Origin of the sequence: Paenibacillus antri (genome assembly GCF_005765165.1) — a bacterium.
GTDB lineage: Bacteria > Bacillota > Bacilli > Paenibacillales > YIM-B00363 > Paenibacillus_AE > Paenibacillus_AE antri.
The window spans coordinates 42422-57994 of record NZ_VCIW01000009.1 but is presented as its reverse complement, the minus strand read 5'-3'; the positions used below and the strand labels follow the sequence as shown (position 1 = coordinate 57994).

The 15573-nt window shown below is 64.6% G+C and carries 11 protein-coding genes; all 11 read right to left on the bottom strand.

Annotated elements, in window-relative coordinates:
• Positions 1-27: 27 nt before the first annotated feature.
• Positions 28-1806: a B12-binding domain-containing radical SAM protein gene (locus tag FE782_RS14835; protein ID WP_138194997.1), complete on the bottom strand. Its 1779-nt coding sequence runs from the start codon at positions 1804-1806 to the stop codon at positions 28-30.
• An 81-nt stretch (positions 1807-1887) separates the two neighbouring features.
• Positions 1888-3096, bottom strand: coding sequence for an MFS transporter (locus FE782_RS14830; RefSeq protein ID WP_138194996.1), 1209 nt, complete (start codon positions 3094-3096; stop codon positions 1888-1890).
• A gap of 1173 nt (positions 3097-4269) precedes the next feature.
• Positions 4270-4512 carry a YuzB family protein gene (locus tag FE782_RS14825; RefSeq protein WP_138194995.1) on the bottom strand — a complete coding sequence of 81 codons (243 nt, stop codon included), beginning with the start codon at positions 4510-4512 and terminating at the stop codon, positions 4270-4272.
• Positions 4513-4522: 10 nt separating this feature from the next.
• Complete coding sequence (locus tag FE782_RS14820; RefSeq protein WP_138194994.1) at positions 4523-5443, bottom strand: FTR1 family iron permease; 921 nt, start codon at positions 5441-5443, stop codon at positions 4523-4525.
• Positions 5444-5477: 34 nt separating this feature from the next.
• Positions 5478-6974 carry a copper amine oxidase N-terminal domain-containing protein gene (locus FE782_RS14815; protein ID WP_138194993.1) on the bottom strand — a complete coding sequence of 499 codons (1497 nt, stop codon included), beginning with the start codon at positions 6972-6974 and terminating at the stop codon, positions 5478-5480.
• 37 nt (positions 6975-7011) lie between these two features.
• Entirely contained in the window at positions 7012-8082 is a 1071-nt protein-coding gene (locus FE782_RS14810; protein ID WP_138194992.1) for a hypothetical protein, read from the bottom strand.
• 283 nt (positions 8083-8365) lie between these two features.
• On the bottom strand, positions 8366-9868 hold the full coding sequence (locus tag FE782_RS14805; protein ID WP_138194991.1) for a nucleoporin-interacting protein: 1503 nt from the start codon (positions 9866-9868) through the stop codon (positions 8366-8368).
• A complete protein-coding gene (locus tag FE782_RS14800; RefSeq protein WP_138194990.1) occupies positions 9865-10581 on the bottom strand; it encodes a glycosyltransferase family 2 protein in 717 nt (238 codons plus the stop codon). The genes FE782_RS14805 and FE782_RS14800 overlap by 4 nt, the downstream gene beginning before the upstream one ends.
• Positions 10578-12080 (bottom strand): alkaline phosphatase family protein, encoded by a 1503-nt coding sequence (locus tag FE782_RS14795; protein WP_138195143.1) that lies wholly within the window; start codon positions 12078-12080, stop codon positions 10578-10580. The genes FE782_RS14800 and FE782_RS14795 overlap by 4 nt, the downstream gene beginning before the upstream one ends.
• Positions 12077-13045: a lysylphosphatidylglycerol synthase domain-containing protein gene (locus FE782_RS14790; RefSeq protein ID WP_138194989.1), complete on the bottom strand. Its 969-nt coding sequence runs from the start codon at positions 13043-13045 to the stop codon at positions 12077-12079. Before FE782_RS14790 ends, FE782_RS14795 begins: the two co-directional genes overlap by 4 nt.
• A gap of 115 nt (positions 13046-13160) precedes the next feature.
• Positions 13161-15560, bottom strand: coding sequence for an RCC1 domain-containing protein (locus FE782_RS14785; RefSeq protein WP_158299402.1), 2400 nt, complete (start codon positions 15558-15560; stop codon positions 13161-13163).
• Positions 15561-15573: the final 13 nt, after the last annotated feature.

Genomic DNA, 15573 nt, shown 5'->3' with positions numbered 1-15573 from the left:
GCACCGTCTCCGCAAGAAAAGCCGCCGTTAGATAACGGCGGCGGACGAGAGAGGCATCGCGTAGATGTCCGCGCGGCGCTCGGCGTCGGCGGAGAAGCGGGCGACGAGCAGCGAATCGGTCCCCGGCCCGACCCGGACGACGCCGTCCGCGAGATACGCGGCCAGATCGAACGGCACCCGGTCGATCATGACCTGCTTATGGAGCTCGCGCTCCGACAATCGCAGCGCGGCGAACGGCTCGCCGGCGTCCAGCGGCCGCTCGACGAGCCGGCGCATCCAGAACGCGTGCTCCTCCGGCGACAACGACATGTCCCACCATAGCTTGCGCGGGCGGTATTTATGCTGGCGGAAGTAATCCAGCTTCATGAGCCCCTCCGCCGCGGGCAGCGCGGCGGCCGCCTCCATCGCGACGAACTCGCGCAGCCGCGAGAACAGATCTTCGAGCTGATGCCCGATGCGCTCCCAGCCCCGAGACTCCCAATATGCGCCGAAGCCTTGGAAGAAGTCCCACGCCGACGGGAACGCCTCGTCGATCAAGTACCGCACCGACGCGTCCGCGCGGTGCGCGTTCCAATACTTCTCGAGCACGTCCTCGGCCTGCTTGATGCGCACGATGTCCGAGAACGGCAGCACGTCGTTCCCGAGAATTTCGTACGGCGCATGATCCATATAGACGTAGCCGTAATCGGCGGCGCGGGCGCGGACGCCGGTGCCGCGGAGCATTTTCAAGAAACCGAGTTGCAGCTCCTCCGGCCCCAGCGCGAACACGTCGTTGAACGTCTTGCGGAACGACTCGTAATTTTCCTCCGGCAGCCCCGCGATCAAATCCAAGTGCTGGTCGATCTTGCCGCTCTCCTTGATCATCGTCACCGTGCGCGACAGCTTGGCGAAGTTTTGCCGGCGCTGAATGATTTCGTTCGTCTCCTCGTTCGTCGACTGCACGCCGATCTCGAACCGGAACACGCCCGGGGGCGCATGCTCGCTCAGGAACGCGATCACCTCCGGCCGCATAATGTCCGCCGTAATTTCGAACTGGAACACGCACGACCCGCCGTGGTTGTCGATCAAGAATTGAAAAATTTCCAAAGCATAGTCGCGCTTGATGTTGAACGTCCGGTCGACGAACTTAATGAGACGCGCCCCCGACCGAATCAGATGCAGCAAGTCCCGCTTCGTCCGCTCGATGTCGAAATACCGCACGCCGACCTCGATCGAGGATAAGCAGAACTGGCAAGAGAACGGGCAGCCGCGCGACGTTTCGAAGTACACGACGCGCGTCGGCAGCTGCGGTACGTCATCCGCGAAATAATGCGGCGACGGCAAATCGTCGAGCGCCGCCTTCGGCCGGCCCGGATTCAAGACGACCGCCCCGTCCCGTCCGCGATACGCGATGCCGAACACGAAGTGGAACTTGTTGGAACCGTCCCGCAGCTCCGTCAGCAAATGGTGCAGCGTCTCCTCGCCCTCGCCCATGACGATGAAGTCGACCTCCGGCAAGCGCTCCATCCAATACTGCGTGTCGTACGACACCTCGGGTCCGCCGAGCACGACGCGCACGTCGGGGCGGATCTTCTTCAGCATGCGAACAATGCCGATCGTCTCTTCGATATTCCAGATATAACACGAAAACCCGACCACGTCGGGGGCGCGCCGAAACAAATCGGTCACCACGTTCATGGCCGGATCCTTGATCGTATATTCCGCGAGCTCGATGTCGAACTCCTTCTCGCTATAGGCTTTCAGGTAGCGCAGCGCGAGGGACATATGAATGTATTTCGCATTCAGGGTAGCTAAGACCGTTTTCATTGGGGAAAAGGTTTCGTTCCTTTCGCATGACAGACTCGCTACCATTGTAACAGACCGCCGCCCCCTAGCAAAACGGCCAGGTTACGCCTGCGCGGCGGCGCCGGGGCGACGGCCTGCGCGCAGGAGCGGCAGCAGCAGCGCCGCGCCGACCAAGAACAACGCGCCGCCCGCGGCGAACGCCGTCGGCAGCGTCGTCGCGGTCTTGAGCGGTCCCGCGATCCCCATGCCGATCACCATCGTGCCGGAAAACACCGGCGACACGACGCCGCTGACCCGGCCGACGAAACCCGCCTCCGCGTACCGCATCAGGAGCGTCTGCACGCTGGCGTGGATGAACGGAGCGCCGAACCCGGCGAACGCCTGCAAGGCGACCGTCAAAGCGACGGAGACGGAGAAGCCCGTACCGGCCGTGCACAGCGCGCCGAGCGTGAGGCCGAACGTCAGCAGCAGCTGCGGAGGAAATTTCTTCGCGACGCTCATCAGGACCGCGCCGCCGAGGAGCATGGCGATGCCGTTCGCCATGAGCAGCCACTGCAAGAACGTCTTGTCTAACCCCAGATTGTCGATCGGAACGAAGGCCATAAGCGGTTGCGTAAGCCCCGCGGCCAAGCCCGATACCGCGAACACCGCGACGAGCGCCGTCAGCTCCCGGCGGCTGCGCACGTACTTGAGGCCCGCCGCGAGCTCCTGCCGGATGCTGCCGGCGGACGACGGGCGGCCGGGCGATGCCGCGTCGCGCGGAAGGCGCGTCAGAATGAGACCGGAGCCTAGAAATAGGACCGTCGTCATCGCGAGCGCCGTCTCGATACCGTATCGCTGGTAGACGACCGTACCGAGCGCCGGGCCGGCGACGGTGAAGATGCCCACCATCGACTGGAACAGCGCCATCACTCCGGGCAGCCGTTCCGGCGGCACCTGGGTTTTGAAGATTTTCATGGCGGAAGGCTGGGAAAATTGCGACAAGCTCGCCGAGACGAACGTGCCGAGCAGAATGGCCTGCCACACGCCGGACGCGAGCGCGGCCAAGACGAGCACGACCGACGAAGCGGACAGCAGGTCGCACCACACCATCGTACGCTTCGGCCGCCAGCGATCGGCGAACGTGCCGCCGACGAGCGCGAACAAGAAGATCGGCCCGAACTCCGCCACCGAGATGAGCGAGACGTAGGTAGGGTCGTTGTTCGTGACGTCCATGACGTAGAGCAAGATCGCGAAGTTGCGGATCCAAATCCCAAGCTGCAGCAGCACCCTCGACAGAAGGATCGTATTCACGTAACGATTCGAAAACATATAAACACCTCGCAATAATGTTTGCCTTACGACAAACGTTATTGTACCGAGTTTGCGGTTATTGGTCAAACAAAAGTTTAGAACGTTTGCAAATCGGCAAACGATGCGAAGTTGCGTGAGTATATAACTTCGTTCCTCCCTGACCCGCTTCGGGTCGCCGAACGCTCGGCTCACCCCTCAGACCCGTTCCGCCGGGTCACCGGCGAACGTCACTCGCCGCCTCCTGACCCGCTTCGGGTCGCCGAGCGCTCGGCTCACCCCCTCAGACCCGTTCCGGGTCACCGGCGAACATCGTATGCCGCCTCCTGACCCGTTTCGGGTCGCCGAACGCTCGGCTCGCCCCCTCAGACCCGTTCCGGGTCACCGGCGAACATCGTATGCCGCCTCCTGACCCGTTTCGGGTCGCCGAACGCTCGGCTCGCCCCCTCAGACCCGTTCCGGGTCACCGGCGAACATCGTATGCCGCCTCCTGACCCGTTTCGGGTCGCCGAACGCTCGGCTCGCCCCCTCAGACCCGTTCCGGGTCACCGGCGAACGTCGCTCACCTTCTCCTGACCCGTTTCGGGTCGCCGAACGCTCGGCTCGCCCACTCCGACCCATTCCGGGTCAACGGCGAACGTCGCTCGCCTTCTCCTGACCCGCTTCGGGTCGCCGAACGCTCGGCTCGCCCCCTCAGACCCGTTCCGGGTCACCGGCGAACGTCGCTCGCCTTCTCCTGACCCGTTTCGGGTCACCGAACGCTCGGCTCGCCCACTCCGACCCATTCCGGGTCAACGGCGAACATCGTACGCCGCCTCCTGACCCGTTTCGGGTCGCCGAACGCTCGGCTCGCCCCCTCGGACCCATTCCGGGTCACCGGCGAACGTCGCTCGCCTTCTTCTGACCCGTTTCGGGTCGCCGAACGCTCGGTTCGCCCACTCCGACTCATTCCGGGTCACCGGCGAACATCGTACGCCGCCTCCTGACCCGTTTCGGGTCGCCGAACGCTCGGCTCGCCCACTCCGACCCATTCCGGGTCAACGGCGAACGTCGTATGCCGCCTCCTGACCCGTTCCGGGTCGCCGAACGCTCGGCTCGCCTACTCCGACCCATTCCGGGTCGCCGGCGGCGTTCCTGTTGAGAAACGGCAAAAAAACACGATCGCCATAGCGGCGACCGCGTTTTTTTTCGAAACTATCCGGTTTTCGCCGAGACCAACAGCTTCTTCAGCTCGGCGTACAACGTGTCGGGGTCCTTCTTGCAGAGGAACGCTTCGCCCTTGCCGACCTCCGCGATCGCGCCCTTCTTGCAGGCGCCGCAGCGGCCGAGGCAATCTTTCTTCTTCCACTTCACGTCGGGGAATTCGCCCTTCAGCGCCTTCACCGCCGATTTTCCGTCGCAGCGCTTCAAGTTTTTGCAGCAGACTTTGACCTTCATGCGCTCACCTTCACGGTTGAATTATCGGCGTCTCGACGGCCGCGCTTTCCTTCTTGCGCTGCCGGACGATCAACGCGAATACCAAGAAGTAGTATCCCCAATACGCGAGAAATTCTTCCACGGACGGGTCTTGCGTATAGCCGAGGAACGCTTTGAAGAAGATGCCGACCTGCCCGTCGATCAACGGAGCGACGCCGTAATCCCGCAAGTAATGCTCGTAATCCTGCGGATGCTCCGGCATGAGCCAGGTAAGATCGTACAGCGCGCCGATCTGGCCGCCCGGCGTCTTATACAGCGTGCCGAGCATGCCGACGTCCTGCATGATGCCGACGCCCTGCACGAGCAGCCCGGCGGCGATCAGCACGAGGAACGCGCCCGTAATCTTAAAGAACGTGCCGAGCGGCACCTTCCGGGCGCCCCGGAAGAACGTCCACGCGACGACGATCGCGACGACGAGCCCGAGCAGCGCCCCCCAGCTTCGGATCGCCTGCTCGATGTCGCCGCCCGAAATCGCCGCGAAGAAGAACACCGTCTCGATGCCCTCTCGCAGCGTAATCAGGTACGCGTGCACCAGCATGTTGATCACGCTGCCGGTCGTCAGGATGGCGGCGACCTTCGATTGCACTTCCCCGCGCATATCGCGCCCCTGCTTCGCCATGAACAAGATCATATGCGTCAGCAACGCCGACGAAACGAGCAGAATGCCGATCTTGAGATAAATATGGCTCGCCATCGCCGCGAAGCCGGTCAGCACGACCTGGAACGCCAGCGCCACCCCGTAGCTCGACAGGAGCGCCAGAAAGACGCCGAGCCATACCCACTTGTTCCATTTGCTCTCGCCGATGCGCGTCAAGTAGGTGACGATCACGCCGATGATCAACAGCGCTTCGAGCGCTTCGCGAAACGTGATGAGGAACGCTTGAAAATCCATGGATCGTCACCCTCTCTCTATATAATCCTGAAAATTATTCCGTAATGACGACTTCGCCGTTCGCGTAGAACACATTGTTGCCGAACAGCTCGGCGACCGCGCGGAGCGGAATGAAGCTGCGTCCGTCCTTCGTCGCGACCGTCTGGTCGAGCTTCTTGGCCGGATCGACCGTGCCGTTCACGACGACTTCGTCCGAACCGAGCTTCAGCTCGATCGTCTGCTCGCCCTTCGTCAGCGTGACGACCTGCGTCGCTTCGTCGAAGGCGACCGTCGCGCCGATCGCGTCCGAGATGAAGCGCGTCGGCACGAGCGTGCGGTTCGTCTCGGCGTTGACGTAGGAAGCAGCGTCCACCGTTACCGCTTCGCCGTCGACCGTCAGCTCGTTCGAGCCGATCGCGAAGACGACGCCGTCCAGCTGCGCTATGATTTTCAGGTAGGCGACGACATGCTCGTTCGCCGCCGCCCGGTCGTTCGCTTCCACCGCCGCCAAGTACAGCTCCGCATGATCGAGCGCTTCGGCATACGCTTCTTCCCCGAGCTGCTCCTTGATGAGCACTTCTTCCGCGACGAGGAACATGTTGCCTTCCATCGCGTGCTCGATCGCCGCCTCATGCTTGCCGTTCGGCAGCTCGTCGGTCAGCACGCGAGTCGCGTAGCCGCCGATCTTGCCGTTGAACATCGCCGCGAACCGATGCTTCACCTCCGCCTCGTTCAGCTGCGCCGGGTCGCCGCTGCCGAACGCCGCGCGAACCGCGTCCGCGTCCGCCTTGCTTCCGCCGCTGAGCGAGTTGTAGATCGGCGCGAAGAAGAAGAAGCCTTCCGTCATCTCGATCGCCGCGGTCGCTTCCGCCGCCGTCGGCGCCGTCTTCGCGTACTTGATCGCCGCGAGGTGGAACACCTTGATCAGCGTCTTGTCGAACATCTGGCGGTAAATCTTGTACGTCAATACGTCGCCTTCATCCACCGCTTGCTGCAGTCCTTCCACCGCGGTCGCGAGCGTGTCGACCGTCATGACGCCGTAGTCTTTATAGTAGTTGTCGCGTTTCTGGGCTGTCGGTTCCAGTACGCTTGCGTACAGCTCGATCGCTTTATCGAGCGCCGCCGTCGCGGCCGCCTTGTCGCCCTTCTCCAGCGCGGGCAGCGCCTCGTAACGGGTCAGGTTCGTAATGACGCCGTAGAAATACCATTGCAGCCCCTTGTCGATCGCTTGCTTCGCTTGGCCTGCGCTCAGGTCGCCCTTGATCGCGAGGTCGAGCGTCTGCGTGACGAGCGTATCGATCTCCGCGTTCACGACTTTCACGTCGGCTTGAAACTTCGCTTCGTACTCCGCCTTGACCTTGGCGAGATCGACCGGCGGCGCCGTGGCGTCGGCCGGGAACAACGCGAGAATGCTCTTGTAGGCGTCGCTCAACGCGACTTGCGCCTTCACGTCCGTCGTCACTTCGAACGACGTCTGGGCCGCGAACGCCGCGGGCACGGAACCGAAAACGAGCGATGCGGATAACAGCAGGGCGATGCTTTTCTTCATCATGATTAGCTCCTTTAGACTTTATGTATAGGATGATTGCTCAGAATAGCTTCCGTTTCTTCGCGTAGACGATGCCGCCGGCGGCGGCGATCGCCACCGCGCCGATCACCGCGACGCTGACCATCGGGTTCGTGCGGCTCTGCCGTTCCATCGGCGCGTGGCCCGCCGCTTCCGGCGCGGGCTCCGCGGCTGCGGTCGTCGTCTCCGCCGTTGCCGCCGCTGCGTCCTGTTCGGGCGCCGCTTCCTCTACCGCCGCCGGGGCGATCTCCGTCTCGGCTTGCGCCTCGGTCGGCGTCGCCTCTTGCTCCGGCTGCGCTTCCTCCGGCCCCGCCGTCTTGGCCGGCTCCTCTTGCTTCGCCGGCTCGACCTCCGCCTTCGGCTCGGACGCGGCCGGCTTCTGCGAATCGGCGGTCGTCTTCGACGGCTCCGTCTTGGCGGGCTCCGTCGTCTTGGCCGGTTCGGACTTGGCCGGCGCCGCCGGAGTCGGCTTCGCCGGTTCGGCGGCGGTCGGCTGCTCCGCCGCGGCCGCTTGCAGCTTGAAGAGCGGCTTCAGCTTGCTTAAGATGAGGTCCGTCCTCGCCTTGAACGTCTCGGGATCGACGGGCTGTTCGCCGACGCCGAACAGCCCGGGGTTGCCGAGCGCGGCCAGCGCCTCGTCGAACGCCGTCCGCACCGCCGCGTCCGTCGCGTCGTCCGCGACGTACGGCTGGAGCACGTCGTAAGTGCCCTTGGCCTTCGCAAGCAGCAGCTTGGCGGCCGAATAGTCTTTCACGTCTTTATTCGCGTATTCGAAGCGCCGCGCCAGATTCAGGACGAGCAGCGCTTTGTAATTCGAGAGAAACCGCTCCTTGTCTTCGGCCTGGATGTCCGCATCGAGCGTCGTCGCCACGGACGCGCCGAAGTGCGATTCGATCTCGGGACGGTGCACTTTATAAATATCGCCGACCGCCGTCCAATCCGGCGCTCCGGACGGGAGCTTGGCGATCATCTCCTTCATCGCTTCGGCGATGACCTCTTGATTCGGATCGCCGTAGGAATAAGCGCCGACCTGCTGCGGGACGAGCAGAAGCAGCGCAACCGCGAGCAGCATGGATCGGATAGAACATTTCATGGCATTCCACGCCCTTCATGATGTGTTGAGGAGGTGGTGGTCGTCGTTGTTGTGAGAATGATTTTCAGTCCCGCCCCATGTGTAATGATAATCACTTTCAATTAGGCTGTCAACGAAAAAATACATGTTTCGGGAAGGAAAAATCCATGTCCATCCGAGCCCCCGTCGTTGCCGCGTGAAATTGCGGCGCGGGTCCCCCAATATAGGGGCGGCGTGCCACGAAAACTGAGGAGCCGATACCCGAATGGTTGTTGTGGTGAAAAAGAAAAGCCCCCGCCGACGGTCAATCCGTCGGACGAAGGGCTTCCTCTTCCTCTTTCCACTCGTATAAGGTGATTTCGTGATACACCGGGTCGACGATCGCGTTCGAAGCGAACGTCGCCACGGAGACGAACCTCGACGCCACGTCGACCCCTTGCGCGGCGAAGCCTTCGACGACCTTGCCGGTCACGTACGTTCGCCGGTCCGGCCGCGCGCGGCGCTCCTCCTCCGCCAGCGCGAACGTATACGCGCGCTTGTGCGGATACGCGGCGCCCAAGTACCCCAGCACGCGCGTCTCCTCCCACGTAAGCAGCTGGAACGGCGCCTCGAGCCGCTCCGAAGCGTAGCCGTGCAGCTGGACGACGGCCGGCGTCTCGGTATGCGCAGCGTCCAGCAGCCGCAGGCCGGCGAACAGCTGCCCCGCCAACGCGGCGGCCATCGCCGCGGCGAAGACGGCCCGGCGGCCGCGGCACGCGCGGTGCAGTCCCAGCGCGAGAAGCCACAGCGCCGGTCCGACGAGCGGCAGGATGTGCCGCGGCTTATCGATGTTCTGGGCGAAGAGCGCCCAGAGGAAGTACGCGGCGCAAGCGGCGGCGAGCCAGCGTAACGCGGCGGCGTCGGACGAAGAGACGCGAACCCGGCCTCGCCGGCCGGCGACGGACGCGAGCGCGGCGACGGCGACCGGAACGAGCGCGGCCGCGCTCCAGACGCTGCCGCCGCACACGCCGATCCAGAGCCAGTTCCGGAAGACGAGCGTCGCGAAGCGAGACGGCAGCGGCGGGGACGTCTCCGCCGTCGCCGCCCCGCCCCACTCGGCGAAATGGCCGCGGGCGAATTCGACGCCGAGCGTCCAGAATCCGCCGAGGCTCCCCTCGCTTGCGACGAGCGCGGCGATCCAGGCGAGCTGCGCCGCCGCGACGGCAAGCAGAAACCCGCAGGCGCGCAGACGGCTCGAACGCCATTCCCGAACGAACAGCGGCAACAGCAGCAGCCCGAACGCGACGTAGGACAAGCGGATGCCCATCAGCGCGCCGAACGCCGCGGCCGGCAGCAGGCGAACCGCGAAGCGCGGCGACCGGAAGGCGGCGAGCGCCGCATAGCCGAACCACCATAGCGCGCCGACCGCGGCCGCTTCGGACATCGGCAGCGCGGCGGCGAGCCCAGCATAGGCGGACGCTTGAAGCAGCGCCGCCGCCGCGGCCGCGGGCCATGCGGGCAGCGCAGCCCTCGCGAGGGCGTACATCGGCCAGACGGCGCTCGCGTACGCCAACGCGCCGACGCCCGCCAGCGCGGCGACCGCGTCGCCCCCGAACCAAGGGCGCAGCGCCATGCCCGCGAATACGAAGAACGGGTACCCGGGGAAGTGCGGCTGCATCGCCAGCAGATCGAACCGATCGAGCGCGAGCGCGAAGTCGACCGCGTCCCATGAAGCGGCATACGGCGACGCGTACGCGAGGCGAAGCGCGCACAGCAGCGCCGCGAACGCGGCCGCCGACAAGAACGGGCGCTCCCGGAGCGTCGTCATCGCGGCGCCGCCTTCCGCCGCATCTCGCGCCAGATCGCCGGCAGCACCTTCCGCGCGTACGCCCGGAGTTTGATGAACGATTCTCCCTTCGTTCGCACTTGATACGGGATCGGCACCTCCGCGAGCCGAAACCCCTTCCGCACGAGATTCAGCGTCACGACTTGGGCGTAGTTGTAATCGTGGATAATTTCGGCATGGAGCATCGCTTCCCGGGAAAAGGCGCGCATCCCCGACTGCCCGTCGGTCAGCGTCACGGGACGGCCGACCGCCGCCAACAGCGCCCGCTGCAGCCACGTGAACGCGTAATTGCCGAGCCGTCGATGCCGCTTCATGCCGCGGATCGTGCCGGCGAAGCGCGAGCCGAGCACGTAATCCGCTTCGCCGCGCAGGATCGGCGCCACGAGCGCCGGGATCGACTCCGGCGGATATTCGTTGTCGGCGTCGATCATGACGCCGACGTCCGCACCGAGGCGCACCGCCTCGGCAAGCCCCTCGCGCACGGCGGCGCCGAGCCCCCGGTTGCGCGGCATGCGCAGCACGAGGTCGGCGCCGCAAGCGGACGCGACGGCCGACGTAGCGTCGGTCGAGCCGTCGTCGACGACGAGCGTCGTCACCTTCGCGCCCGCGACGCCGTCGCGCGGGATGCGCGGCAGCACGTCGGGCAGCGACTCCGCCTCGTTATAGGCGGGCAGAAACACGACGATGTGCTTCATCGCTTGGACGCCCCCTCGCCGGACCGGTCGTCGCGGAACGTCTCGACGAGCGTCGGGCCGTGCGAAGCGCTCGGGAACGGACAGCCGAGCAGATGCGTAATCGTAGGCGCGAGCGACACGAGCGAATGCCGCGTCTCGACGCGGCGCCCTCGCGCCACCCCGCGCCCCCAGACGAAGAACGGGACGAACCGTTCGCCCTCGTCCAGATGGCCGTGGCCGCCGATGCCGTCGGCTTGGCCGTGGTCGGCGCAGACGAGGAGCACTGCATTTTCCAGCTTGCCGCTGGTTTCCAGTTCTTTCACGAACGTCTCCGTCAGCTTGTCGACCGCTTCGATCTTCTCGATATAATCGTCGTAAAACACGCCGCGGGAATGTCCCGTCTGATCCGTGCCGATGAATTGCACCGTCAGGAAGTCCGGGTCCTGCTCCCGCACGACTTTAAGCGCGCGCTCGAGAATCGACGGGTCCGCCTCGTCGTGCTTCATGACCGCCGTAATGCTCTCCACGTCGTCGCCGAACGCGTCGACGAGATGCGCGATGCCGAGCAGTCGGCCTTTCTTCCCGCCCCGCCGCAGCGCGTCGAACACGCTCTCGACCTTCACGCCGTACCGGATGACGAGGTTCGACGTAATGCCGTGCTCGCGCGGGTACGCCCCCGTATGCATCGACGAGAAGCAGACGACCGTTCGCGCCGGATACACCGTCTCCATCTGCGTATACTCCGTCCCTTCGAGGCGCAACTTGTCCAGGAACGGCGTGTTCGCCTCGAAGAACCGCTCCTTGCGCATCCCGTCGATGACGATAACGTACACGCGTCGCGCCAGCGGCTCGGTAGGCTCGGCGTATCGATCCTTCGTGAAATAGTCGTACTCCTTCGGCTTCCAGTCGAACAAGTTCCGATGCAACACCCACGCGTACACGCCGACGCCCGCGATAAAGCCCCAAGTCAACAGGCCGTCGCGCGAGAGCGTCCACGCTTCGCCGAACCACCTGTACGTCCATTCCCACAGCGCCAAAATGAGCAAAAACTTCGGGATCTGCTCCTGCGCGTTGCCGCTCGTCGAGTCGCTGTGCTTCAGCACGAGCTTCCAGAAGCGCGCGTAGTTGTTCCACGGCGTACCGATGCGCATCCGGTAGTAGAACGTGCCCCAGAAGAAGACGGTGAAGAAGAAAAAGAGTCCCGTCGCGAACAGCGCCAGCCCGACGTCGAACGCCGGATAGCCCGGCGGCCACGGCAGCAGCACGTAAACGAACAAGGGCAGCCATAAGTAGTTTCTGAGGAACAGGGGGAAATCGAAGTACATGTACAGCAGCAGCAGCGGGAGCACGATGATCAGCGAGATTAGGCCGACGATCGCCTCGTTCGGCCGGGCGAGCCAATCCGCCGCATGGAACAAGACGAAAGCCCCGATCGTGAAAATGGGCAAAAACGACTTCCCCTCGTTCAGGAAGTTCCAGGCGCGGGCGGCGGTCTTTTCGAAGACGCCGACATTGTTCATTCGGTCCATGGGTCGGTCTCCTTCCGGCGGGCGAACCATTCGCGCCACTCGGGTAATCGAATCGGCAGCAGCAGCATCGTTAGAAGCCCTGCCGCGTAAGAAAAGGCGAATTTGTACCCGTGCGACAGCAGCGCGACGGCGAACGCGTCGGAGGCGGACAGCCCGGCTCGCGCGAGCGCGTAGCTCATGGCGCTCTCGTAGCCTCCGATGCCGCCGGGGCCGACGTACGCCGGGCCGCCGGCGATCGTGAAGGCGTTCGCCCACAGCGCCTCGAACGGGGCGAGCGCGCCGGTGCCGGCGGCGACGGCGGAGGCGACGCCCCAGACGACGGCGGCCTCGAGCGCCCAGCTGGCGAGCACGAGCGCGGCGATGGCCGCTCCGCGGCGCCCGCGGAGCGCCTCGCGGGCGTAGGCGGCCTGCCGGCGCGCGGCCGGCCACGGCAGCTTGCGCGCGCGACGGAGCGCCAGCGCGCCCGCGGCGGCGACGGCGAGCACGGCCGCCGCGGTAACGTAGGCGGGCGTCGCCGCGCCCGCCCCGAGCAGCAGCGGCGCGCCCGCCGCCGCGAAGAGCGCCAGCGCCGCGAGGTCGAGCGCGCGCATCGCCGCGACGCTCTGCAGCGCGAGCGCGCCCGGCACCCCGCCGCGGCGCCACAGCACGCCGACGCGGGCGACGTCGCCCGCCTTCACGGGCAGCACATGGTTCAGCAGCAGGCTATAGATGAGGCCGTGATACACGAGAGAGAGGCGAGGTCGCATCGCCTTCGGCAGGTAGAGCCGCCAAGCGACGGCCCGTAAGCCGAACGCCGCGGCGTATGCCGCCGTCATCGCGAGCAGCAGCTCCGGCCTCGCGGACAGGGCGCGCCAGCCGTCCGACAGCAGCTTCGGGTCGAGGTGGGCCCACAGCAGCCACGCGAACGCCGCGACCAATGCGGCTTGGAAGATTCGCAGTAAAATTCGTATTTTCATATGGACTCATTCTACTGATAACGATTCTCACGGTCAATGCGAAAATAATTGCTTCGCTATAACGCGAAAACCCGCCTTGCGCGAAGGCGGGTTTCATTCATAAAGGTACGTTCGCTTATTCGAAAGCGATGCTCGGAATCGCACGCAGCAATAGCGTGACGTCGATCCGATCGAACGATCCGTCGCCGGTAAGGTCGGGAGCGTAGCGCAGGAACGCTGCGGCGTCGTCCATGCGGAACCCGTCTCCCGCCCGATCGGCGGCCGTCCGCACTTGCGCGAACACGTCCTCCGGCGTCGCCGCATCCGCGATCGGCACGTACGACGCTTTATGAGCGCCGGCCAAGATGCCGATGAATGCGTTCGATTCCGCGCTCTCGATCCAATCAGGCAATCTGAAGCTGTATAGTCCCGCCTCGTTCACTTCTACCTCGCCTAACGAGTACTGAATGTTTCGATCGCCGTCCGCGACGACGATGTAGTACGTTTCGGGCGCTGTCCCCTCATCGACTCTCCAGAACAGGGTGCCGTCGATAACGGATTCGATCGGCAGTGTATCGATGAACGTCGCTTCGCTCGCGGCCGGCTCCGGGTCGTCCGACAAGACGAGTACAGTGCGGTATACTGTCGTTACGTATCCGTCGGAATCCTCTACCGTATACTCGATTCGGTACACCCCAGGTTCGGCGGCGTTCACGGCGCCTGAGACCTCGACGTACAGTTCCTCGTCCTTATCGTCCGTTACGGAGTAATACCCTGCATCCACGTACGGATCGCCCGGCTTCAGGATTACGATCGGGTCGCCGTTCAGTTCGATCCGAGGTATACCGACCTCGAGCACCGGGTTGATCGTCGCGCCGACCGAACCGGGAGCGAGCTCGAACCAATCGTTCGTTGACGACCAATACCCGTCCTTTTCTACAACAATATTATAGTTATCGTACGGCGGGAGTTGGAAGGCGAAGGTGCCGTCCGCCTCGGTCGTCATTTCGGTACTGCCCCCCTCGCCCCAGGAGACCCGAACGTTCGCGCCTTCGATCGGCGAGCCGTTCGCGACGTCCGTCACCGTCCCGGAGACGGTCGTACGGGACCATACGTCCAATTGCTCCAGAGCCGGGACCAAATACGGCGCATATCGTCTTTCTTGGAGACCGAGAATGTCCTCCATGCCCGCGCCCAAGCCCCAATACCAGAAGCTGCCGTCGGCGCGGAGGGCGAACACCGTGTTTTCGCCGGACGAGACGGAGACCGCATCGTTTAACGCGGTTACCGGCTGCGGCGAAGTCAATGGGTAGGAACCGCGGCCGAGCTGACCGTCTCCGTTACCGCCCCACGTGTACACGGCGCCGGTTACCGTGACCGCGACCGAATGTCGGTCTCCCGCCGCCAGCGATAGAATCGTACCGATTCCGGAAACTTCATTTTTTCCGCTAGCTCCGAAGTTATAGGTCAGCTGCCCCGAATCGTTATTCCCCCAGCCCCAGATCGTGCCGCCTCCTGCAGCGAGCATCGAGTCGTCGGCCGCGGCGATCAACGTCGCGTCGGAGACCCCCGTCGCCGGCAAAGGCTTGTAATAGAGATTCGTGTAGGGATCTGTCATCCGCCCAAGCTGCCTGAAGCTGTCGCTGCCCCATGTGAATACGTTCCCCTCGGACAGCGCCGCCGAGAAGTAATCCCCGGCGACGACCTTCGTGACGCCGTTCAAGTCAGGAATCAACGTCGGCTTCTTCAGGACATACGCGGCGCCGGTCGGCTCGACGCCAAGCTGCCCGTTGTAATTCTCCCCCCAGCCGTACACCTTGCCGTTCGCATCGGCCGCCAGCGCGTGATACTTCCCGACCGCGATCGAGACGACGTCCGCGAGCCCCGGCACCTCGGCCGGGAACCAACGATCCAACCCCGACTCGTCGCCGAGTTGGCCGGACCCGTTATCGCCCCACGCCCACACCGTACCGTCGGACTTGAGCGCCAGCGTAAACTCCTCGCCGGCCGCTACCTCCACGACGTCCGTCAAGTCGGGCACCTGCATCAGAACGTATCGGTCGATCGTCGTCCCGTCCCCGAGCTGTCCGTCCGAATTGTCGCCGACGGTCCACACCGTGCCGTCCCCCGCCAGCAGGACGAGATGCCGCGACGTCTGGCTGGCGGCCTTCCACGCGCCGACCTCCGTCCCGGCGTACGGCGTCAAATGCACGTCGAGCGCCCCGCCTCCGCCGACGTCCACATCCTTCGCCGCGAACGCCCGATACCCCGGCGTGGCGACCTGCAGCGACGAAACCTCGTCGTATACTTCATTAAACCCGTAATGCCCGTATGTATCCGTGACGACGGAATGCGACTCGTAATCCGTATGCAGCTGCACCGTTACGCCCGGCATCGGCGCGCCGGCCGCGTCCTTGACGACGCCCTGCAGCGCCGCCGCCTCCGCCCCGTGCGACACGGCCGGGAAGCCGAGCTGCATCCCGGCCGTCAAAGCCAAAACCGCGGCGCACGTCCGCAGCATCTTGTGTTTTTTCATGTAGGAAACCCCT